Source organism: Zobellia sp. B3R18 (assembly GCF_018860715.1).
GTDB lineage: Bacteria > Bacteroidota > Bacteroidia > Flavobacteriales > Flavobacteriaceae > Zobellia > Zobellia russellii.
In genome coordinates, this window is record NZ_JAHKQG010000013.1 from 1 (window position 1) to 22,575 (window position 22,575).

Below are 22,575 nucleotides of genomic sequence, written 5' to 3' on the forward strand. Positions count from 1 at the left end.
GGCGGCTTTCTTATCGTCCCAAAGATGGTCTACGTACTTGAACTGTTGTGCTGTATTTTTCATTTGAAGGGTTATTACGTTTGGGGACAAAATTATATGATGGGGAAAAGCTTTCCGTCCTGTACTGTACCGCTCGGCCCAAAAAAAATAAATATGTATATTTTGGGCGGATTATAATTTTTCATCTTTACTATTGTGCCGCCAAGGGGCAGTTCCACCGATAAAGAAAAGACCATCGCCCATGAACATATTCAATTTCATCGACATAGACGAGAACTCCCGAGTGCCCAAGTACAGGCAGATCGTGGACGCCATTATCCACAACATATCCTCGGGCAACCTAAAGATGGACGACAAGATCCCGTCTATCAACAGGTTCAGCGAGGAGTATCTCCTCTCGCGGGACACCGTTGAGAAGGCCTACAGTATTCTAAGGGAGCGCAAGGTGATCATCTCCATAAAGGGCAAGGGGTACTACATAGCCCGCACCAAGCTGATATCCAAGGTGAACATCCTTTTCCTGGTCAACAAGCTCAGTTCCTACAAGATGCGCATCTACAATTCGTTCATAGAGAGTATTGGGGGGACGGCGCACACGAGCCTTTTCATCTACCATTGCGAGGAGGAGCTGTTCCTGAACCTTCTGGAAAAGAACAGGAACGCCTATGACTACTATGTGATCATGCCGCATTTCAAGACCGAGAAGCTGAAGCATGCCAGCCATACCCCGGAAGCGATCAAGGCGATCGACCGTATCCCCAAGGAGAAACTGATCATAATGGACAACCCCGTACCCGAACTGAAGGGCGGTTACATAGAGATCTACCAGGATTTCGAGAACGATATCTACCATGCGCTGAAGGAGGGGCTGGGGAAGATATCGAAATACGAGAAACTGATCATTACCTACCCCGAGGAATCGGTCTACCCGTACCCGAAGAGGATCCTTCACGGGTTCCGCAAGTTCTGCGGGGAGCACAGGATCGACTTTGAGGTGCTGGACGAGATTTATGACGATATGGTCCTTAAAAAGGGCGACCTGTTCATTACCATAAGCGAATCGGACCTAGTGAGTTTGGTGAACCAGATACGCAACCAGGAGTTCGATCTGGGGACCGACATAGGGGTGATCTCCTATAACGACACGCCGCTGAAGCAACTGTTGGGCATTACCTGTATCTCCACGGATTTCAAGGCCATGGGGGAGACCGCTGCCCGTATGATCATGGACAAGAAAAAGGGGAAGGTCAAGAACCCGTTCCGTTTCATCGACAGGAACTCGATATAAAAAATATGTTCGTAAGCGGGTCTAGAGGTACCCCAGGTATTCTATCCTGTCCAGGTTCTTTTGGGTTTTCTGTTCGTAGAGTTCGTAGATAAGGCCGTCCTTTAGCCCCACTTTGGGCACTAGTATCTGGTCGCTTCCCATTTCTTTAAGTACCCTTAGATAAATCTCGGAAGCAGGAACAATAACGTCTGCCCGATCTGGATTCATTTTTAAAATAGACATACGCTGTTCATAGGAAAACTCACTTACATAGGCTCTAAGGGCTTTTAATTCAGCAAAGGATATGGCCATGTTAGAAGCTTTGTTGGCCAGTCCGTAAAGTCGGTTAATATTCCCCCCGGTTCCTATCCCTACTATGTTTTTTGATTTATGGAAACTTGTGGAGCGAACCCACTCTTTCATAGAGGCAAAAACGTCTGCACGTTCCTTTGGTGCCAATTGGCGCACTGATCCTATTTTAAAGGATTTGCTTTGAACAAGTTTACCGCTTTCCAGAAGATTTAACTCCGTACTACCGCCGCCCACATCTATATGCACGTACTTCCTGTCTTTAAGGGTAGGTCTTATGGCCTTGTTTAGGATACTGGCCTCTTTCTTGCCCGTAATGATGTTGATTTTCATGTCTACATCGTCTAGAATGAGCTCGCTAACCTCGTTACCGTTACTGGCCTCCCGCATTGCCGACGTGGCCACGGCATAGTAACCCTCTACTTCGTACAAGTCGATTAAGTGCTTAAAGGTGCGCATGAGTTTAATGAACTTCTCTTTGGTTGGTTCCGATATTTTCCCTTGGGAGAACACATCGTGTCCCAACCGTAAAGGAAACCGTAATAGCTGTAGGTTTTTGAAGCTGACTAGGTCCTGTTCTTCATAAACTTTGACCACTTGAAGCCGTATTGCGTTGGACCCGATGTCTATTGAAGCTAGTTTCATTTAAATGGAAATTAATATTAGCGAAAGTATTACAAGGCGAAAAGATAATTCAAATTTTGATTAAACCATCATTAGGTACTGTTCCAGACAGTATAGAACAGGACGGTAGACCCAAAATCTATATTTATTTTTGAGATTCTTAAATCCGGCCTGTATGACTATACCAAAGTTTCTTACCCAATGTATGATACCTCTAATGTTACTCATCTGTTTTCAATCTTGCAAAAAAAAACAGGAAGCTGATGGAGAACCCACTTTAGAAGTTCAAGGGGAAAAAGGCGGTTTTATAAAAATATTTGATGGAAGAACTTTGAACGGCTGGAAAGGCGACCTCAATTATTGGCGTGTTGAAAACAGTTATATGGTAGGATAGGTAAGCCCGGAAACCCTTTTGAAGAGTAGAAGGTTAAAGGTACAGGGTTTTGATAAGACCGTACCTGTAGATCAAACTCAAGAATATATACAGTTTACGGTAGATTTGGAACAGGGAGAAGCAGAATTGCAGACTTGGTTTACATTGGATACAGAAGACACTTTGGGCGCTTATTTTGTTAGTCTGGAGAAATTGTGAGGAATTAGAGCTTGTTTTTTCTATTTTGTGCCTCTAGATTTTGCTGACCTGTAAGATATAGGTTGGCCAGGTTACAAAATGAAGAAGATATAAAGAACTATGAGTAGAAGAGCAAAAATTAAGGTAGTGTTGTCAGCTGTGCTGGTATGGGGTATGTGTTTGTCCGTCATGGCACAAGATGAGTTTGTTAAAATTAATGACACCCTTACGGCGAAAGCAAGTTTAACCTATTTGGATTCCTTTCAACTAGGATTGGAAAACTGGGAGGTAGAGCAAATGCCAGGAGGTTCTGTACAAGTAAATGAGGGAAAACTAGAAATCACGGATGTTTCCGGTTGCACCATTTGGTTAAAGAAAAAGTTGGAAGGCCCATTAATGATAACCTACGAAGCTTATGTGATTGATGAAGGGGGACCACAAGATCGGGTATCCGACCTCAATTGCTTTTGGATGGCACAGGATACGGAGCATCCTAATGATTTATTGGTAAATTCAGAGAACCGGGGAGGAAAATTTTCCAATTATGATAACCTTCGGTTGTATTATATGGGTGTTGGCGGACATGATAATTCCAAAACCCGTTTCAGAAGGTATACGGGTGACGGTAACAGACCCTTGTTACCAGAACATGATTTTACTCAAAAGGAATATCTGATTAAACCCAATAGGAAAACTAAGATCAAAATTGTAGCTTACAATGGAATCATCCAATATTATAGGGATGGGGAACGTATCATAGATTTTTACGATCAAAACCCTTACACAACAGGACATTTCGGTTTTAGAACGGTCAACAATCATATGACTATAGAAAACTTTAAAATCTTTAGTCTAAAGAGTGAGGAAATAGCGAAGTAACACAAAACAAAAAACATGAAAATCAACTTAACTAACCCTTTAAACCTTGCGTACCTAACAGTATTCTGTTTGCTGGCATCCTGTGAATCTGGCACTAAAATTAAAACGGTATCCGTAGAAGTAAAAAACGACCTTAACTTTTCTAGGAGTGAAGTCGTGGGCGCAAACGTTTCTGACTTGTCCGCTGTTTTAAACAATAATTCGGAAAGCAATATTCGCGTCAAGAAAGTAGGCGATCAAGAATACTTGCGTACTCAATGGATAGATAATGATCAAGACGGAACAAATGATGAATTGCTTTTTCAGGCCCATGTACCAGCTAACGGTACGGCTGAATATGTAATTCTTGTAGATAGTGTAACTGCTCCTGCAGAAAGTAATGTTATTGCCTATTCGCGTCTAGTTCCGGAAAGAACGGACGATTATACGTGGGAGAACGATAAAGTAGCTTTTAGAACTTACGGCCCCACTGGGGAGAAAGAAGCATTGGCGGGTGTTCCTGGAAGTACACTTTCCAGCGGAATAGATTTATGGTTAAAACGTACGGATAAGGCTATTATAAATAAATGGTACAAGGCACATATGACCAACCCAGGTTCTTACCACAAAGATCACGGTGAAGGCTATGATCCGTACCATGTTGGAAGTAGTAGAGGAACAGGAGGTATTGGTATCTGGGAAAATGATAGCCTTTTGGTTTCCAATAATTTTACGGCATCCAGAACATTGGCCGCGGGTCCGTTACGCACGGTGTTTGAATTGGACTATGCGCCATGGAGTCCGTATGGTGTAAAAGAAACCAAACGAATCACACTTGATTTAGGTTCCAATTTTTCTAAGTTTGATGTGAGCCTTTCTTCGGATAAAGAGGTTCCAAATTACACGGTAGGTATCACCCTGCACAAAAATAAGGGAGAAGGAGCTGTAAATAAAGAAAAAGGTTGGTTCCGTCATTGGGAAACCATAGACAGTTCAAAAGTAGGGGAAGGTATTGTTATTGACCCTAAAATCGTAAAGGATGCCATTATCCATAAGTCAGACGTGGTAGACCAAAGTAACCTTTTAGTTATAACCGAACCTCAAGAAGAACTAACTTATTATGCCGGTTTTGCCTGGGATAAGAGCGGACAAATTAGTTCTTTAAAAGACTGGGAAATCATGTTGGAAAAGCAATCTCAAATTTTGGCCGATCCCTTAACTGTAACCATACAACCAACTAAATAAAACACTATGCAAACCAAATTACTTTTTACGTCTTTTGTTGTGGCCCTGGCCGGATTTTTGTTCGGTTTTGATACCGTGGTTATTTCAGGTGCCGATCAACAATTACAGACTTTATGGGGTACGTCAGACCTTTTTCATGGTACGTTCATCATGTCAATGGCATTATGGGGTACGGTATTGGGAGCTATTTTTGCTTCAATTCCCTGTGATAAAATAGGAAGAAAAAATACCCTTTTATGGATAGGTATACTCTACTTTATATCGGCATTGGGCTCAGGCTTGGCAGATGATCCTTATTTGTTTTCGTTTTTCCGTTTTCTAGGAGGTCTGGGAGTAGGGGCATCTACTGTTGCCGCACCCACCTATGTTTCTGAAATCGCCCCGGCCAAGAGCCGTGGTAGATTGGTGGCATTGTATCAATTCAATATTGTTTTCGGAATTTTAATCGCTTTTGTATCCAATTATTTATTGAAAGATTTTGGGTCTGAACCTTGGCGTTGGATGATTGGTATAGAAGCGCTTCCTGCCTTAATCTATACCATTGCCATGATAGGCGTTCCAAAAAGTCCGCGATGGTTGTTAGAGAAAAAAAATGATTTGGAAGCGGCAAAAAGAATACAATTGGAACTCACGGGAACCGAATTGGATGAATCTGTCATAGCACAATTAAAAGAGGAACAAACGGAAAAATCCACACTGTTTGTCAAGAAATATAAATTCCCGTTAATGCTCGCATTTTTGATTGCTTTTTTCAATCAGTTGTCCGGTATTAACGCCTTTCTTTATTATGCACCGCGAATATTCAGTTCGGCAGGTTTGGGAGAAAATACTGCTTTGCTAAGCAGTATTGGTATTGGTGTAACCAACTTGGTTTTTACGTTGTTGGGGCTTTACCTCATTGATAAAGTAGGCCGTAAAGTACTCATGTACATTGGCTCTATTGGTTATATTATTTCATTGACTATGGTAGGTGTTGCTTTCGCTTTAGAATGGGAAGGTCTTATGGTTCCTATTTTTCTGTTCCTCTTTATAGCTTCACACGCCATAGGCCAAGGAGCTGTAATTTGGGTTTTTATATCCGAAATATTCCCGACCAATTTACGTGCACAAGGGCAGTCTTTTGGAAGTTCCACACACTGGGTGTTGGCGGCTTTAATAACCCTATTTATGCCTATAGCCATGGGTAGTTTTGATAACCCTGGTATTGTGTTTTTCTTTTTTAGCGGAATGATGGTATTACAGCTATTGTTCGTCATATTCATGATGCCCGAAACCAAAGGAAAGACTTTGGAAGAACTTCAAAAAATGATAACAAAATAATTAAATCAAAAAATATAGAATGGAAGTTAAATATGCCGTGCATCCCTATGATGCCAAATTTTACGACACACAGAGAATAAGAAAAGAGTTTCATAGTTCGGACCTAATGGGCGAAGATGCCATTAAAATAATCTATACACATTACGATCGTTTTATCTATGGCACCGCTTTTCCAAAATCTAAAAGCCTTTCATTACCAACTTATGATGAGTTGAAAGCCAGTTATTTTTTGGAACGAAGAGAATTGGGAATCATTAATGTTGGAGAAAAGGGTACCGTAACCGTAGATGGTGAAGTGTTTGAGCTAGGAAACTTAGAGGCATTGTACGTAGGTAAAGGATCAAAAGAGATAATTTTTGCAAGTGCGGATGGTTCCGCTCCGGCTAAATTCTATTTGAATTCCGCTCCGGCACATAAGGAGTATCCAACTAAAAAAGCGACACAGTCAGACGCTAATATCGTAGAGCTAGGAGCAGTGGAAACTAGTAACGAAAGAACCTTGTACCAGTATATTCATGAAGACGGGATTCAAAGTTGCCAGTTGGTCATGGGGTATACCGAGCTAAAAAAAGGTAGTGTCTGGAACACCTTTCCACCACATACCCACGAGCGTAGAATGGAAGTCTACTTTTATTTTGATATTCCCGGAGACAACATTGTAATGCACTACATGGGGCAACCGCAGGAAACTCGCCATATTGCCATGAAAAATTTTGAAGCCGTAGTTTCACCACCGTGGTCTATTCATTCCGGTTCAGGTACTAGCAACTACCGGTTTATCTGGGGAATGGCAGGAGAGAACAAAGCCTTTACGGATATGGATGGGGAGCCTTTACAGGGGGTGCTTTAAAATTATAATAAATACAAGGACGAACGAATATGATATTGAACAAGTTCAATTTAAAAGGAAAAACGGCTTTAGTAACCGGTTGTAAACGAGGTATTGGTTTTGCTATGGCAGAGGCATTGGCCGAAGCGGGTGCGGATATTATTGGCGTCTCCGCAAGTTTGGAACTTTCCGGTTCTAAAATTGAGAAACGAATAACCGAATTGAATAAAAACTTTAAAGCCTACCAATGCGATTTTAGTGATAGAAAAGCGTTGTACGCTTTCATTGAAAAAGTGAAAAGTGAAAACCCTAAAATTGATATTTTGGTGAACAATGCAGGCACTATTTTAAGACAGCCTGCTGCCGAACACACAGATGAGTATTGGGACAAAGTCATAGAAGTGAACCAAAATGCCCAGTTCATCCTGTCTAGGGAAATAGGCAAGGAAATGGTAAAGGCAGGAAGGGGAAAAATTATTTTCACGGCCTCTTTATTGACGTTCCAAGGCGGAATTACCGTACCGGGATATGCCGCTTCAAAAGGAGCTATAGGTCAGTTAACCATGGCCTTGTCCAACGAATGGGCATCCAAAGGCGTACAGGTCAATGCCATTGCTCCGGGATATATTTCTACGGATAATACAGAAGCTTTGAGAAATGATGAAGACCGTAGTAAATCCATCCTTGGAAGAATTCCTGCAGGGCGATGGGGAGAACCGGAAGACTTTAAGGGACCCATTGTTTTCTTGGCTTCGGAGGCTTCTAATTATATGACCGGAACCGTAATGCTGGTAGACGGCGGATGGATGGGCAGATAATTTTAAACAGTATCTTTTTCAAATATAGTGCAACATGAAAATGAATAACAGGAGTTTTTTGTGGGTTTTCTCTATGGTGATTATCTTATCGTCATGTAAAAGCGAAGAAAAAAAAACAGAGCCTAAAAAGCGGCCAAACTTTCTTTTTGTTTTGGTGGATGATCAATCACCTTTTGATTTGCAGGTGTATGATCCAAAGTCCATTTTAGAAACTCCTGTTATTTTAAAACTAGCCTCCGAGGGCACGGTTATAGAAACTGCTCACCATATGGGCTCAATGAATGGTGCGGTGTGCACGCCATCTCGGCATATGATCATGACGGGACGAACCCTGTGGCATTTGCCACCCAGTGCAGAATTTCAAAAGAATACGGCTCCACATGAATTGGATAAACAAACTATTGGGGCTGTTTTTAATAGGGCAGGTTACAACACTATGAGAACCTGTAAAAAAGGGAACTCATATCCTAGGGCCAACGAGCAGTTTACGGTTGTTCATGATGCCACAAAAAGAGGTGGTACGGAAGATACCGGAAGTGCTTGGCACTCCAAACAAGTTTTGGAATATTTAGGAGACCGGGAAAAAGTTAAAGAAGATAATCCCTTTTTCATTTATTTCGGATTTTCCCACCCACATGATACTCGAGACGGTACTCCAGAATTATTGGAGAAATATGGGGCGGTCAATCATACGGATAAAAATAGTCTTCCTCTTGCTAATGATAAGCAACCACCACTTCAAGCTAATTATTTAGAAGCACATCCTTTTTTTCATGGTCACCCAGAGCTTCGTGATGAAGAACGGGTGAGTGGCGTTTGGAAAAATAGAGATGAGCAGACCGTTAGAAATGAGTTGGGTAGGGAATATGCTTGCTCAGAAAATATAGATATTCAATTAGGGAAAGTGCTCAAGAAATTGGAAGCTATGGGTGAGTTGAACAACACTTATATTGTTTACACTTCCGATCATGGAATGTCTATAGGAAGACACGGGCTTATGGGGAAACAAAACTTATATGAGCATACATGGCGTGTCCCCATGATTATTAAAGGCCCAGGACTTCCATCAGGTAAGCGTACAAAAGGGAATGTTTATTTATTAGATATCTTGCCTACGTTATGTGATTTGGCAGGTATAGAGATTCCAGAAACGGTAGAAGGAACAAGCTTTAAGCCTGTTTTGGAAGGTGAAAAAGAAACTGTTAGGGATGTGTTGTACGGAGTGTACTGCGGAGGAACAAAACCAGGCATGCGTACGGTGAAAAAGGACAACTGGAAATTAATCAAGTATGATGTAATGGATGGTGCAGTGCGCAAAACACAGCTATTTAATTTGGCTGAAAACCCGAATGAATATATAAAAGAACATAACAAAGAAGGCGAAATGCTAACTAATTTGGCAGATAATCCTAAATATGCGGATAAACTAGCAGAAATGGAGGTCTTGTTATTGGCAGAAATGGAATCACATGACGACCCTTATAGATTATGGGACCAGCAAACCAAATAACCTATTTGTATTAATTAGTGGTACATGAAACTTCAATTATTAAATAGGGCATCTGTAGCAGACCGGTCATTTTCGGTCAGTCATAATCAGTACCCTAATTTTTTAAGAGTTTGGCATTATCACCCTGAGATTGAATTGGTAGTAATTCTAAAAAGTTCTGGCACACGTTTTATAGGAGATAGTATTGAAAAATTTCAGGAAGGGGAAGTAGTGCTCATTGGTAAAAATGTCCCACACATGTGGTTGAATGATGAAATCTATTTTCAACCGGAAAGCACGTTAGAAGCTGAGGCTTTCGCCATTCATTTCACTAGGGATTTTTTAGGAAAAGGATTTTTTGAAATACCCGAAATGAAACAGGTTTCTAATCTTTTGATGAGGGCGGATAGAGGAGTCAAGTTCATGAATTTGAGCAGAGAGCTGGTAAAAAGAATCACAAATCTTATAGAATATGATTCAACTACCAGAATTTTTAAGACCATTGAAATTTTATCGGATTTATCAAAGCACGAAAGCTATCAACTGTTATCAAGTAGAAGTTTTGTAACCGCTTTTCAGAAGGCGGATAATCTCCGGATGGATAAAATATATGCGTACGTATTTGAAAACTTTAATGATGGCATCAGTGCCAGTGACGTAGCAAAAATGACCGGTATGAATAAATCGGCATTTAGTCGGTTTTTTAAGAAAGTCCATAAAAAACCTTTTACTAGATACCTCAATGAGATAAAGGTAGGTTATGCTTCTAGGCTACTTCTAGAAAATAAAGAAAGCATTACCTCTATAGCATACTTATCCGGTTTTAATAACATCTCCAATTTTAATAGGCAGTTTAAAGTTATTCATGGTATGGCTCCATCCGCATATTTAAAATATCATACTTCAAACGACTAGAAAATGCCATTTCATGCTAAAAAAGTATTAGGAATAGTGTTTTTTTTTGGTAGTTGGCTACATAAGAGATTATTAGTTTTATCCGTATTAGAATATCAGCAAGAAACATCTTATCAGTTAAAGTACTCAATTCGTTCTTTTAATAGGTATTCCCTATTCTTAAGCTCGGTTTAAATCGATTTCTCTCTAAAATCTGACTGCTAGATATCTAGAGGTACAGTTGCATTAGGAAAGACATAGAATATTTTACTTAAAATTTAAAAAATGAGTATACATCCATTTGAACATTTTCGATCTGGAGCAAAAGTCTTTTTAATAGGTGTTCTACTTTTCTCATTATCCATGGGCGCTCAGAACATCCAAAAACCAAATATCATTGTTATTTACACAGATGACCAAGGTTATGGAGATGTAAGCGCGCTTAATCCAGATGCTAAATTCCGCACGCCTAATATGGATAAATTGGCCAACGAAGGTATCATCTTTACGGATGGGCATAGCAGTGATGCGGTATGTACACCCTCTAGATACTCTTTGCTTACCGGACGCTATAGTTGGAGAACCTCTTTGAAAAAAGGGGGTTTGGGAGCTGATGGGCCTTGTTTGATTGAAAAGGATAGGATGACTATCGCTTCTTTACTTCAAGAAAACGGCTATAAAACCGCTATGATTGGAAAGTGGCATCTTCAAATGGAATTTGAAGGGAGCTTGGGGAAAAACCGTGATTGGTCAAAACCCTTTACAGACGGCCCCATAGAGAAGGGATTTGATTATTATTTTGGTATTCCGGCCTCTATGAATTACGGCGTTTTAACTTACTTGGAAAATGATAAGGTGTTAGACCCTCCTGTGTTATGGACGAAAAAGAAAGCGGACAAGAACTCCCGAACGTTTAGTGATACCATTAATCCAAAAGGATATAGAATGACACCTCCGTATAGAAGTACGCGTAAAGAGGGTACCAGTGGCTGGGTAGAAGTGGCTCCTTCATTTAATGATGAGTTGGTTTTAAAAACATTTGCAGATAAAGCGGTTGATTACATTAGCGAATCTGCTGTAGAGGCAAAATCCGGAAAGCCGTTCTTTTTGTATTTGCCATTAACTAGTCCGCATTTACCACATTGTACGCATCCTGATTTTCAGGGGCGGAGTAACTGTGGAAACTATGGCGATTTTATGGAAGAAACCGATTATAGAATCGGCCAAGTGCTTGAGGCTTTAAAGGCAAATGGAATTGAAGACAATACTTTGGTTATTTTTTCATCGGATAATGGGGCAGAGACCAACTACGTCTATCAGCGAGAAAAATATGGACACTATAGCAGCCTTAATTTTAAAGGAGGAAAGCGCGATATTTATGAAGGAGGTCATCGGGTTCCTTTTCTTATGCGCTGGCCCAACGGTATACAAGCTGGGTCAAAATCTGATGTGCCGGTTTGCCAGACCGATTATTTGGCTACTATTGCCGACATTGTTGGAGTAGAACTTCCTGATAATGCGGGAGAAGATAGTTATAGTTTGTTACCCATATTACGAGGGGAAGGTTATGATAAGTTGGTAAGGGGAGCTGTAATACATCATTCCGCTTCCGGGCATTTTGCAATTAGGGATGGGAATTGGAAACTCAACATGTTTCGGGGTTCTGGCGGTTCTCTGAACCCTAAATTTATTGAACCCAAGAAAGGTGAAGCTATATATGAGCTGTACAATATGGAAGAGGACCCAGGAGAAACAATAAACCTTTATTTTAAAAATCCGGACGTAGTAAAAAGACTTACTCAGAAAATCGCCAAAATTATTGAAGAGGGTAGGACTACAACAGGTACTCCTCAATCTTATATAAAAGAAGGTTGGGACATGCCTGATTGGATAAAGTCATAACTCAAAATAGGAAAAATAGGTGAACTACAAGACCAATTAAGACCAGTAAAAGAAAGTGGGCGTCTGTTTTCGATAGATCATAGGTATAAAAACTAGACATATAAGCGTTCAGGCAAAAAAAGTATTACTATAGGTAGATTATATGGTGGTTTTGAAGAAAGTGACGGTTTAATTTTGCATTGTTAATATTGAATTTATGTCAAGTAAGATAACAATTACGGGGGTCGAGATTAAAGATGTCCGTTTTCCAACAAGTAAGTCTCTAGATGGCTCTGATGCTATGAATCCTGACCCGGATTATTCTGCGGCCTATGTGATTTTAAAGACCGATTCCGACAGCTTATTAGAAGGTCACGGATTAACATTTACCATTGGTAGGGGTAATGAATTATGTGCTGCAGCCATCCAATCTTTAGCTCCTCTTGTTATTGGAAAAACCCTAGAAAGCTTTACAGCGGATATGGGCGCCTTTTGGAAAATGATTACAGGCGATAGTCAGTTGAGATGGTTGGGTCCTGAAAAGGGTGTAATTCACTTGGCAACCGGCGCCATGGTAAATGCTGTTTGGGATTTGTATGCCAAAGCGGAAGGCAAACCTTTATGGAAATTATTGGCGGATATGACACCCGAAGAGTTGGTACGTTGTGTAGACTTTACGTACATAACAGATGCGGTTACGCCAGAAGAGGCCTTGGCGATGTTAAAGGATAAAGAAAGCACCAAACAAGAACGTATAGCCAAATTAAAGCAAGATGGTTACCCTGCTTATACAACTTCTGCAGGATGGTTGGGCTATTCGGATGATAAGATGCGCAGGCTTTGTAGAGAGGCAAAAGCAGCAGGCTTTGACCATATGAAAATAAAGGTAGGTTCGGATTTGCAAGATGATATGCGCCGTGCCGCGATTATTCGTGAAGAAATTGGTGAAGATCTTCGGCTAATGATGGATGCGAATCAAAAATGGGATGTAGATGAAGCTATTGAGAATATGGCCGAACTGAAAAAATTCAACCCGTATTGGATTGAGGAACCTACTAGTCCAGATGATATTTTAGGTCATGCCAAGATAGCCAAGGCAGTAGCGCCAATTAAAGTGGCTACGGGAGAACACTGCCAAAACAGGGTCATGTTCAAACAGTTAATGCAGGCCAATGCCATAGAAATATGCCAGATAGATAGTTGTAGGGTAGGGGGCGTCAATGAAATATTGGCCATTTTATTCATGGCGGCAAAATTTAATATTCCGGTTTGTCCGCATGCTGGGGGAGTGGGACTCTGTGAATATGTGCAGCATTTGTCAATAATCGACTATATTGCTATAAGCGGTTCTTTGGAAAATCGTATTATTGAGTTTGTAGACCATTTACACGAACATTTTTTTGATCCAGTAGTTATTAAAAATGGAGCTTACATGCCGCCAAGCATGGCAGGTTATAGTATAACTATGAAGCCGAAATCCCTGGCGGAATATAGCTTTCCAAAAGGGAGTTATTGGGAAAAAGAATTAACTACAATAGCATAGATTATTTATGAAGTTTAGTTTAAAAGATAAATTGGCAGTGGTTACCGGTGGAGGTAGCGGTATTGGTAGGGCCATTTGCTTGGCACTGGCAGAGCAAGGTGCAATTCTTCATATTCTGGAAATGAACGAGGAAAACGCAAAGGAAACGGTAACGCTAATTGAGAATATGGGAGGTAAGGTCCATACCTACAGTTGTAATGTAGCGGTGCAGAAAGAGGTAGTTGCTGCGTTTAAAAGCATAACGGCAAAAGGTCCGGTAGATATTTTAATCAACAATGCGGGCATAGCCCATATAGGGAATTTAGAAAACTGCAAGGAAGAAGACTTAGACCGTTTGTACGATGTTAATATCAAAGGGGTATACAATTGCATGTATGCCAGTATTGATTCCTTAAAGCAAACGAACGGTGTAATTATCAACATGGCATCTATAGCTTCATCGGTAGGTATCAATGATAGGTTTGCTTATTCCATGACCAAGGGCGCCGTATTAACCATGACTTATTCCGTGGCCAAAGATTATCTTAAGGATGGAATCAGATGTAATTGTATTTCTCCGGGTAGGGTACATACTCCTTTTGTTGACGGGTTTATCAATAAAAATTACCCGGGTAGAGAAAAGGAAATCTTTGAAAAGCTTTCCAAAACCCAGCCTATTGGTCGTATGGGAAAACCGGAGGAAGTCGCGAATTTGGCAGTGTACCTTTGTTCGGAAGAGGCTTCGTTTATTACCGGAACCAATTTTCCAATAGATGGAGGGTTTGTTACACTAAACGGTTCGTAGTACAACTGGAATTAAAAATAAATAAAGAGACCTAATAAAATATCAGCATACATATGAAATTAATAAGATTTGGAAGTATAGGGAATGAAAAACCCGGAGTTCAATTGGATAACGGCACACGCTTGGATGTTTCCGGATTTGTATCGGACTATAACGAAGATTTTTTTGGAGGTGATGGCATTGAAAAACTTAGCAATTGGTTGAGTGAAAATGAAAAAAACTGTCCCGAGGTTCCTAATGATGTACGTTTAGGCTCACCTTTGGTACGCCCCTCAAAAATTGTGTGTGTGGGCTTAAACTATGCTAAACACGCCGCCGAAAGCGGAATGGCTATCCCAAAGGAACCGGTTCTTTTCTTTAAATCAACCTCTGCTATTGTTGGTCCAAATGATGATGTGATCATTCCGAAGAACAGTGAAAAAACCGACTGGGAAGTAGAACTGGCCATTGTCATCGGAAAAAAAGCCTCTTATGTTGAGGAAAAGGATGCTTTGGACCATGTGGCCGGCTATGTACTGCACAATGACTACAGCGAACGTGCTTTCCAAATAGAGAAAGAAGGACAATGGTGCAAGGGAAAAGGGTGTGATACTTTTGCGCCTATAGGTCCGTTTATTGCCACTGCCGATGAAATCAAGAATCCTAATAATCTTGATCTATGGTTAAAGCTGAACGGAGAAACGCTTCAAGATAGCAACACCTCCGATTTTATTTTCAATGTGCAGGAAGTGGTAAGTTATATCAGTCAATACATGACCTTATTGCCCGGCGATATTATTTCTACGGGAACACCATCAGGTGTAGGTCTAGGTTTTAATCCACCTAAATACCTTAAAGAAGGTGATGTTGTAGAGTTGGGAATTGAAGGTCTGGGCAGCTCTAAACAGCAGGTTAGGGCTTTACAGTTATAATAATCCTTTTATAACTAGATAATGCAGGTGTGCCTTTATCCGTTACTTTTAAAATCATATGAACGGTCATTTCTTTTTCTACCTTTGGGGCAGCAAAGGAAACTAAATGGGCATTTTCGGTTCCTCCTATTTTTATTGGTTTTTTATACGTGCCCGCCTCTGGGTAATCAAACCAAAGAAAGCTTAGGCTATCTCCATCCGGGTCAGTAGAGTCAAAGGCATCAAGTGTTATGCCTTTTCCCGATTTCACCGTAATTCGGTCAGCATGTTTTAAAGCGATTACCGGAGCGTGATTGGCTTCGGAAAATGGTAGGGTGCACCAATCCATTCGGGCTGCGAAATCATTTTGAAAATCATCTCTCCATCGCCATAGAGATACTTTATCACCTTTAAAAACGGTGCTGTCTAATTCTACATTTCTACCATAATCTTTTGCTAGATAAGGAGAGAAACTATCTTCTGTATTGGTCCATATTGCCCTAGTTTCAACTTCAAAGGGTACACCGGAATTCCCTTTCTTCCGACCGGAAAAAGTAGGTCTTAGAAATTCATACCTACCGCCCCAACCACCCCAATTAGGATGTTCAGGAGCGTTTAATCCGTTAGGGATAAGAGATAGGAAAGCTGGGGTGTCACCTTCAACTCCCCATGCAACATCAGGGTATAAGGCCCCAAGCGGACCATGTCCTTGTTGTATGTTTTCAGAAATCCAAGAGTTACTGATTTCGGTATTGTCAATACCCTTAATAAAGCTATTTATGCCATTCCAAGTGGCTGTACCATAATCGTCACCTGGGCTTACGATATAAAAGAGGTCTTGAAATTTATCCCTGATCCAAATGCCGCTATCATCTTGGTCGGAAATGGTATAGACCCGTAATTTGGAAATGAGTCGTTTTTGTTCTTCCTTGGTTTTGGTGTTCTTTATTTTTAACAAAGCTTGAGCCAAGGTATTGGCACCTCCCCAAACGGAAATCCACAAAGGGCGCTCATCTTTCTCTTCAAGTGTTTTAATAATCCAATCAGAACCTTCGGAATCTTTATCCTTTCCAACACCTAACATCCCATATACAGGTAGACCGGATTTTACCAATGGAAATAAATCTTCCGGTTTTGGGAAATCCGGATGATGCAATTTAAGGTTGGGCTGCACTTCTGCATAAGCGGAAAGCACTTTGTTTATTGATTCCGGATGTACGGAATTTTTAAGCCAACAAGAAGTAGTGGCTACTATACCTTTTATATCTATTTCGTTGGCGTACAGGAGTAAACGCACCAATGATTGTGTGTCATCCGGGTCAGCCTCAATATCCGTAAGAATGATTACCCTGCTCTTTTTAGAAGTTTCTTGTGCTATAAGAACACTAAAGTTCAGCGTAAATAAAAGTAGGAAAAAGAGTTTTTTCATGATGGAGTATTTTGGTGGTAGGGGAAAATCACTAAGCTTTTAAAAGTAGCAATTTTTCTTTTACAAGAATTGCTTCGGTTTTTGGTTTTTACCGGCGTTCTCCGCGATTTCTTGAATACGTTTTTGCCGGGTCTCTTTTCTTTTGGCGGAAATTACCCAATATAGAAGCTGTTTTTTTCCGGACTTGCTCAGTGCTACAAAGAATTCTGTAGCACCTTTTCTTTTTTTTAATTGTTCGGCGAGGTCAGCTGGTATTTCCAAGGCTTCCACAGTGTCCAATATAGTCCATGAACCATTAGCTTTTGCTATAGCAACACTTTTGTGGCCAGCTTGGGCCATAAGACCTTTTTTGGTGAGCGATGTTACTTTCTCTTTATTGATTTTAGACCAGTTGCTTACGGCTTTTCGCTTGCAAAAATATTGTTTGTACCGCTCTGCATCAATAGTTCGTTTTGTGCTATCTATCCAACCAAAACAGAGAGCATGGTCTACAGCTTGGCTCGAGGATAGATTGGTATTTGCTGTATTCTTTTTGTGGATAACCAACCAAACGGAGTTTTTTTGCTGATGGTTTTTTTCTAACCATTTCCGCCATTCCTGTTGGTTTGCTGGGCAATATATTTCGGTTTCTTCCATACCTCATTAAATACCAAGGGTAGGTAAATGTTTTACTTTATGATAGGTTAAGGCAGATTTAATGCAGTAAGTAAGTTCTTCTGTGGGAAGTTCACTATTCAGTTTAAAAACTATAGCTCTATTCCCTTCATATTCAAAAGTGTCTTTAAATACGGTCTTAAAGGTTTCTACCAATCTACTGGTGCATTTAAAATAGAGCGCATATTGGTCTGGGGATTTGGCTTTCCAATCCATACGAAGGGTGCTGCCTATTTTGGTCAGGTAACTGGGTTCTCCCCATTTCAGGGTTTCCTCTAATTGGGCTATACCTTCCGTTGCTTTGGCGGTGTCTATGACCAGTTTTCGTAAAGCTATCATCTGAGGGCGCACATAATCCGGATAACCGGCGAATACAGATTCCACTTCTGGATTGATATCTAACTGTAAATCTTGCATGGATATAAGTTGGTTGCGTAGTTAAATGTAACCAATAGAATCTGTTTTGGCAATGCCAAGTGATATATATAGAGAGGAGATTTAAACTGTTGTGGCCTATTCGTCTTTCCTAAAAATTAAATCTTGCTCTTCCATGGCAGTAACGACCAATTGAATATAGTCGTCCACGGCTTTTTCAATATTCTTTGGGTCGGAGATATCAATACTTCCTCGCCAAATCATAGATCGGTCCTTACCTTCGCAAATGCAGTAGAGGGTAGTCTCGGCATGATAAATATTAAAATCATCGTAGTAATTATCGTCATAAAAAATATCTTGATTTTCTAGATAATCATCGTTAAATCTACCCTTGTAGTTATCCAATTTTGAAATAGCACTCAAAAAACTTTCCCGATTTTCGGAACCGGTGATTTTTGTAAATAGTATGGCATCAAAATCTTTATCCAAAAGACTTTGCTCTACGGCATCAAGTTCCTTTTCGGATTTTTTGGAGTTGGTAAAAGAAACATCAAAGACATCCAAGCTCTGCATGGCCTCAACATTTCTTTTGGTAAATTCCTTTTGTAATTTGGCCTCAAAACTTTCTCTTGCATTTTGGTTTTGGGTCATACCTACAATAAGTACTTTCTGAGCATCGAACAGAACAATATCCGGATTTTTCCAATTTTCCACCAAACTAGCAGAGGAACAACCAAGACATAGTAGCAACAATAATGGGGCTATTTTTTTCATGTTTATTTACAACTTTTAAAGGATAGTTAGAGGTTGTTTTTTAAAGGTGTTAAGCGTAAAGTAATCTATTTAAAACCGACTAAGATTATGTCCTCGTTCACTTTTTGTAATCGGGTAAATGTAACAGGTTTAAATTATGTAAACTATGATAAAAGTCAGTTAAATTGAGGTGTTATTTAAGTAATTTTATGAATCGAAATTAAAAAAGATGAAAAGCAGTTTCAAAAATATAATAGATTCGGACACTCCGGTATTAGTAGATTTTTTTGCTGATTGGTGCGGCCCTTGTAAAATGTTGGCGCCAATTTTAAAACAGGTCAAGGATGAGCTGGGAGAAGATGTTAAGATAGTAAAGATTGATGTAGATAAGAACCAACCGCTAGCAGGCACATATAATGTTCGTGGTGTACCCACAATGATTTTGTTTAAAAACGGAAAGCAAGTATGGAGGCAATCAGGTGTTTTGCAAAAAAATGACATTGTACAAATTGTAAAGTCGAATTCTTAATGCGATTTAATTTTATCTAATTCAACCAAAAATGAAAAAGTACTCCATTTTTCTATTGATCATTATTTTCTTTACAGGTTGTAAAGAAACGAAGAAGGTTAAAATTGAATCTGCGCAAAAAATTGAAGAAACGCAGAGTGCTAAAACTCAAGAACCGCATCCAGGGAAGGTAATTATGGAGCGGGAATGTTACCTATGTCATGATCCAAAAGCAAAAGTGGCGGATAGATTTGCACCTCCCATGGAAGCAATTAAAAGATATTATATAGATTCTACCGTTTCTCAACAGGAATTTACGGAAGCTCTGATTAAGTGGATAAATGATCCCGAGACAGAAACCAAGATACCTGCCGCACACAAAGAGTTTGGGCCTATGCCATATTTGCCCAATCGTGAGGATGCTTTGACGCAGGTAGCAGATTACATTTACAATAATGAATTAGAACGACCTGAAGGATTTGATGAACATTTTAAATCTTCGCACAAGGCAGGAGCAGATTTAGAGGATTGTAATTGTTATGAAAACCCAGGACCGGAAAAAGTGTATGGATCCATAGGCATGGCCTATGCAAAAGAAGCTAAAAAAGCACTAGGTCAAAGCCTTACAAAAGCTATTCAGGAAAAAGGAACTGTCGGGGCCATTGGGTTTTGTAATCTTAAGGCTATGCAAATTACGGATAGCGTTTCATTGATGAAAAATGCTGCTATTAATAGAGTTTCGGACAAACTAAGAAATCCTAAAAATAAAGCTACTCCAAAGGAATTGGAATATATAAACTGGTTTAAAGAAGTTTTGGCATCTGGTGATGAAATTTCGCCTGTTGTTGAGACAGAAGATGGAGAGGTGTCTTTTTATTACCCAATTGTAACCAATACACTTTGTTTACAATGTCATGGAACACCTAATACGCAAGTAATGCCAGAGACTATGACAGCATTGAACAAATTGTATCCTAATGATATGGCATTTGGCTATGATGTAAATCAAGTAAGAGGCATGTGGAGTATAGAGTTTTATACGGACAAATAACAATATCTATTTAGCTAAATAATACCTGAGTTGAATTGGGGAATCGATAAAGGTTTTTAGCAAGTATTAATTAGATGGTTGGAAAAAGGGTGTTGCATGGCAATGCCCTTTTTTATTTGTTTTAAATTCTTCTAGGACGATTTAATCTTACTTTTTGAGATTATTAAAAAAGTAGGATACCTTTGTTGAAATAGATTTCTCAATATCAATAAAACGCAAAGTATGACAGTCCATAATCTTGGTGAACACAATTCGCTCATGAACAAGTTTATTTCAGAAATAAGGGATGTGGACTTGCAAAAGGATACTATGCGTTTTAGACGGAATATTGAACGTATAGGGGAGATACTCAGCTATGAAATGAGTAAATCCTTGCACTTTAATAAAAGTAATGTTACCACCCCATTGGGCGCGAAAGAAATGCAATTGCCCACAGACCAATTGGTTCTATGCTCTATTTTACGCGCGGGATTACCATTACACCAAGGAATGTTGAATTACTTTGATGGGGCTGAGAACGCTTTTATATCGGCATATAGATACCATGAAGGAGACCAAGATGAGTTTGAGGTAATCGTGAACTATTTTGCGGCACCTTCTTTAGAAGGTAAAGTATTGGTACTTGCCGATCCAATGTTGGCAACGGGTAGAACCTTGGAAAATGTGCTAAAAGCACTTAAAAATCATGGTACACCGGCACAGATACATATTGTTTCGGTTATTGGTGCAAAAGAAGGGGTAGACCATGTGCAAAAGGTGTTCCCTGAAAACACCCAATTGTGGATTTCGGCTATAGACCCGGAATTGAATGCACGTGGTTATATTATTCCTGGAATAGGTGATGCGGGCGACTTGGCCTATGGGGCTAAGCTTTAGGGCTGCCATAACCCGTAAGAATACATCTAAGTTCCAATTTTTAAACTCCTAATGGTTTGCATTACGGTCATATGCTTCATTTACTGTAGTAGGTATTGGCGCTTTTGTTTGTTTGCGCCATCTGTTTAATTGTTCGTATAGTTCTTTGGTCTTAGCGGGGTTTTGTTTTGCCAGATTATTTTTTTCACCAATATCCGTGTTTAAGTTGTAGAGCTCAAGTGCACCGTCCTCAAAATATTCATGCAGTTTCCATTCCCCAGAAATAATTACAGAACCTGGTCGTGTTCTAAAAAGAGGGTCTCTGCCTTGATCATTTAGTTGGTTATATTTTTGAAGATAGATGGGGAAATGAAAATAGAGATTTCGTGCAACCGGCTGTTCTCCGTATAAGATAGGTTCAAGGTTTATACCATCAAGTAAATTGGCCTTCTCTTTAGGATTTGTAATATGTTGTAGTGTAGGGTAGAAATCTAAATTGCTCACCGTTGCGGTTGATGTGGAATTTGGCCTAATTTTTCCGGGCCACTTTATAACCAAAGGAACGCGAATACCACCTTCGTAATAAGAGCCTTTACCTGCGCGTAATGGGTTTTGTTCTGAAATAGACCGTATCCCACCATTATCCGAGGTGAAAATGACTAGCGTATTTTCTTCCAGCCCATTTTGCTCTAGGGTATTTAGAAGTCTGCCCACATTTTGGTCCATAGCATAGACCATTGCCGCGTAATCGGGTCTATTTTGCCCGTTTTGCCCTTTTTTCGATTTAAATTTAGCGACTAGGTCCTCTTTCCCCATAATGGGGGTGTGAACGGTATAGTAAGGCATGTATATGAAAAATGTGGTGTCTTTATTTTTGTTGATATAATGTATGGCCTCGTCCGTTAATCTATCGGTAAGGTATTCTCCTTTTTTGCCGTTCGTAATATGGTCTATTTTATAAGGAGAAAAGTATCCGCCATTGCCTGGATGACCTTTTTCACTTCCACCTATGTTATAATCAATCCCTTGCTTGTTAGGGTCTTTTCCAATATGCCATTTGCCAAAACTAGCGGTGGTATAGCCTGCAGATTTAAGCATTTGGGGTAGGGTGAAAATAGTATCGTTTAGATGAGCCGTATTTTTAATTGGAATCAGTTTTCTTGTTTTTATATCACCACGATCAGATGGACTTACGGTATAAACACCATGTCTAGGTGTGTTTAGACCTGAAATGAGACATGCCCTACTTGGAGCACAATTGGCCGCGCCTGCATAAGCATTATAAAAAACCATACCTTCTTTCGCAAATGCATCTAAATTTGGGGTTTCGTAATATTCACTTCCCATAAAGCCAAGGTCCTTATAACCAAGGTCATCTATATTAATCAGAACAATATTGGGTTTTTTAAGATCTTGGGGTTTTGTTTTGGCCGGTTTACATTGCAGTATGGCCAAGGGTAGAAGTGATATGAACAAAATTTTTATAGTACGGCTAATCATCTTTCCTTTTCTGGTTAAGTGTATGGTGTTGTATGCTATCTTACACATCTTGTTGTATTAAATCTTAGCCGTAAATATACATCTCATCTACAGGGGCAAGGGGTGCAATAGTCCAAGAAAGGTATACA

The 22,575-nt window shown here is 39.9% G+C and carries 23 protein-coding genes; 17 read left to right on the top strand and 6 right to left on the bottom strand.

The window, feature by feature from the left end:
* Positions 1-241 precede the first annotated feature (241 nt).
* Complete coding sequence (locus KO513_RS14800) at positions 242-1,288, top strand: GntR family transcriptional regulator (RefSeq protein WP_215914063.1); 1,047 nt, start codon at positions 242-244, stop codon at positions 1,286-1,288.
* 21 nt (positions 1,289-1,309) lie between these two features.
* Here the strand turns inward: KO513_RS14800 and KO513_RS14805 are convergent, their stop codons facing one another.
* Complete coding sequence (locus tag KO513_RS14805; RefSeq protein ID WP_215914064.1) at positions 1,310-2,221, bottom strand: Ppx/GppA phosphatase family protein; 912 nt, start codon at positions 2,219-2,221, stop codon at positions 1,310-1,312.
* Positions 2,222-2,375: 154 nt separating this feature from the next.
* Here KO513_RS14805 and KO513_RS14810 point away from each other — a divergent pair, with 154 nt between their 5' ends.
* The 13 genes from KO513_RS14810 (at position 2,376) to KO513_RS14870 (ending at position 15,343) form a co-directional block, all read left to right on the top strand.
* A complete protein-coding gene (locus tag KO513_RS14810) occupies positions 2,376-2,594 on the top strand; it encodes a DUF1080 domain-containing protein (RefSeq protein WP_215914065.1) in 219 nt (72 codons plus the stop codon).
* A gap of 18 nt (positions 2,595-2,612) precedes the next feature.
* On the top strand, positions 2,613-2,792 hold the full coding sequence (locus tag KO513_RS14815; protein WP_215914066.1) for a hypothetical protein: 180 nt from the start codon (positions 2,613-2,615) through the stop codon (positions 2,790-2,792).
* A gap of 99 nt (positions 2,793-2,891) precedes the next feature.
* Positions 2,892-3,650 carry a DUF6250 domain-containing protein gene (locus KO513_RS14820; protein ID WP_215914067.1) on the top strand — a complete coding sequence of 253 codons (759 nt, stop codon included), beginning with the start codon at positions 2,892-2,894 and terminating at the stop codon, positions 3,648-3,650.
* A gap of 15 nt (positions 3,651-3,665) precedes the next feature.
* Positions 3,666-4,874, top strand: a complete 1,209-nt coding sequence (locus KO513_RS14825) for a DUF4861 domain-containing protein (RefSeq protein ID WP_215439542.1) — start codon at positions 3,666-3,668, stop codon at positions 4,872-4,874.
* 6 nt (positions 4,875-4,880) lie between these two features.
* On the top strand, positions 4,881-6,194 hold the full coding sequence (locus KO513_RS14830) for a sugar porter family MFS transporter (RefSeq protein ID WP_215914068.1): 1,314 nt from the start codon (positions 4,881-4,883) through the stop codon (positions 6,192-6,194).
* Positions 6,195-6,213: 19 nt separating this feature from the next.
* On the top strand, positions 6,214-7,044 hold the full coding sequence (gene kduI, locus KO513_RS14835) for a 5-dehydro-4-deoxy-D-glucuronate isomerase (protein ID WP_215914069.1): 831 nt from the start codon (positions 6,214-6,216) through the stop codon (positions 7,042-7,044).
* Between the two features lie 32 nt (positions 7,045-7,076).
* The gene (locus KO513_RS14840; protein ID WP_215440172.1) at positions 7,077-7,841 is read left to right on the top strand and encodes an SDR family oxidoreductase; all 765 of its coding nucleotides are present in this window, start codon (positions 7,077-7,079) and stop codon (positions 7,839-7,841) included.
* Between the two features lie 34 nt (positions 7,842-7,875).
* On the top strand, positions 7,876-9,351 hold the full coding sequence (locus KO513_RS14845; protein ID WP_215914070.1) for a sulfatase-like hydrolase/transferase: 1,476 nt from the start codon (positions 7,876-7,878) through the stop codon (positions 9,349-9,351).
* Positions 9,352-9,375: 24 nt separating this feature from the next.
* Entirely contained in the window at positions 9,376-10,245 is an 870-nt protein-coding gene (locus tag KO513_RS14850) for an AraC family transcriptional regulator (protein ID WP_215914071.1), read from the top strand.
* Between the two features lie 264 nt (positions 10,246-10,509).
* Positions 10,510-12,126, top strand: coding sequence for a sulfatase family protein (locus KO513_RS14855; RefSeq protein ID WP_215914072.1), 1,617 nt, complete (start codon positions 10,510-10,512; stop codon positions 12,124-12,126).
* A gap of 196 nt (positions 12,127-12,322) precedes the next feature.
* Positions 12,323-13,648 (top strand): L-fuconate dehydratase, encoded by a 1,326-nt coding sequence (locus KO513_RS14860; RefSeq protein ID WP_215914073.1) that lies wholly within the window; start codon positions 12,323-12,325, stop codon positions 13,646-13,648.
* A gap of 7 nt (positions 13,649-13,655) precedes the next feature.
* The gene (locus tag KO513_RS14865) at positions 13,656-14,432 is read left to right on the top strand and encodes an SDR family NAD(P)-dependent oxidoreductase (protein WP_215914074.1); all 777 of its coding nucleotides are present in this window, start codon (positions 13,656-13,658) and stop codon (positions 14,430-14,432) included.
* 53 nt (positions 14,433-14,485) lie between these two features.
* Positions 14,486-15,343 carry a fumarylacetoacetate hydrolase family protein gene (locus tag KO513_RS14870; RefSeq protein ID WP_215914075.1) on the top strand — a complete coding sequence of 286 codons (858 nt, stop codon included), beginning with the start codon at positions 14,486-14,488 and terminating at the stop codon, positions 15,341-15,343.
* Here the strand turns inward: KO513_RS14870 and KO513_RS14875 are convergent.
* The 4 genes from KO513_RS14875 to KO513_RS14890 form a co-directional block, all read right to left on the bottom strand.
* Positions 15,324-16,751, bottom strand: a complete 1,428-nt coding sequence (locus KO513_RS14875; RefSeq protein WP_215914076.1) for a DUF1593 domain-containing protein — start codon at positions 16,749-16,751, stop codon at positions 15,324-15,326. The genes KO513_RS14870 and KO513_RS14875 overlap by 20 nt on opposite strands.
* 60 nt (positions 16,752-16,811) lie before the next feature.
* Positions 16,812-17,387, bottom strand: a complete 576-nt coding sequence (locus KO513_RS14880) for a YdeI/OmpD-associated family protein (protein WP_215914077.1) — start codon at positions 17,385-17,387, stop codon at positions 16,812-16,814.
* Positions 17,388-17,393: 6 nt separating this feature from the next.
* Positions 17,394-17,822 (bottom strand): DUF1801 domain-containing protein, encoded by a 429-nt coding sequence (locus tag KO513_RS14885; RefSeq protein ID WP_215914078.1) that lies wholly within the window; start codon positions 17,820-17,822, stop codon positions 17,394-17,396.
* 96 nt (positions 17,823-17,918) lie between these two features.
* On the bottom strand, positions 17,919-18,554 hold the full coding sequence (locus KO513_RS14890) for a hypothetical protein (RefSeq protein WP_215914079.1): 636 nt from the start codon (positions 18,552-18,554) through the stop codon (positions 17,919-17,921).
* Between the two features lie 208 nt (positions 18,555-18,762).
* Here KO513_RS14890 and trxA point away from each other — a divergent pair, with 208 nt between their 5' ends.
* The 3 genes from trxA (at position 18,763) to upp (ending at position 20,968) form a co-directional block, all read left to right on the top strand.
* Positions 18,763-19,062, top strand: a complete 300-nt coding sequence (gene trxA, locus KO513_RS14895) for a thioredoxin (RefSeq protein ID WP_215439575.1) — start codon at positions 18,763-18,765, stop codon at positions 19,060-19,062.
* A gap of 31 nt (positions 19,063-19,093) precedes the next feature.
* Complete coding sequence (locus KO513_RS14900; protein WP_215914080.1) at positions 19,094-20,092, top strand: Tll0287-like domain-containing protein; 999 nt, start codon at positions 19,094-19,096, stop codon at positions 20,090-20,092.
* 222 nt (positions 20,093-20,314) lie between these two features.
* The gene (gene upp / locus KO513_RS14905) at positions 20,315-20,968 is read left to right on the top strand and encodes a uracil phosphoribosyltransferase (protein WP_215914081.1); all 654 of its coding nucleotides are present in this window, start codon (positions 20,315-20,317) and stop codon (positions 20,966-20,968) included.
* Positions 20,969-21,016: 48 nt separating this feature from the next.
* On the opposite strand, the gene KO513_RS14910 is transcribed toward upp, so the two are convergent.
* Positions 21,017-22,495 carry a sulfatase gene (locus KO513_RS14910; protein ID WP_215914082.1) on the bottom strand — a complete coding sequence of 493 codons (1,479 nt, stop codon included), beginning with the start codon at positions 22,493-22,495 and terminating at the stop codon, positions 21,017-21,019.
* Positions 22,496-22,575 lie beyond the last annotated feature (80 nt).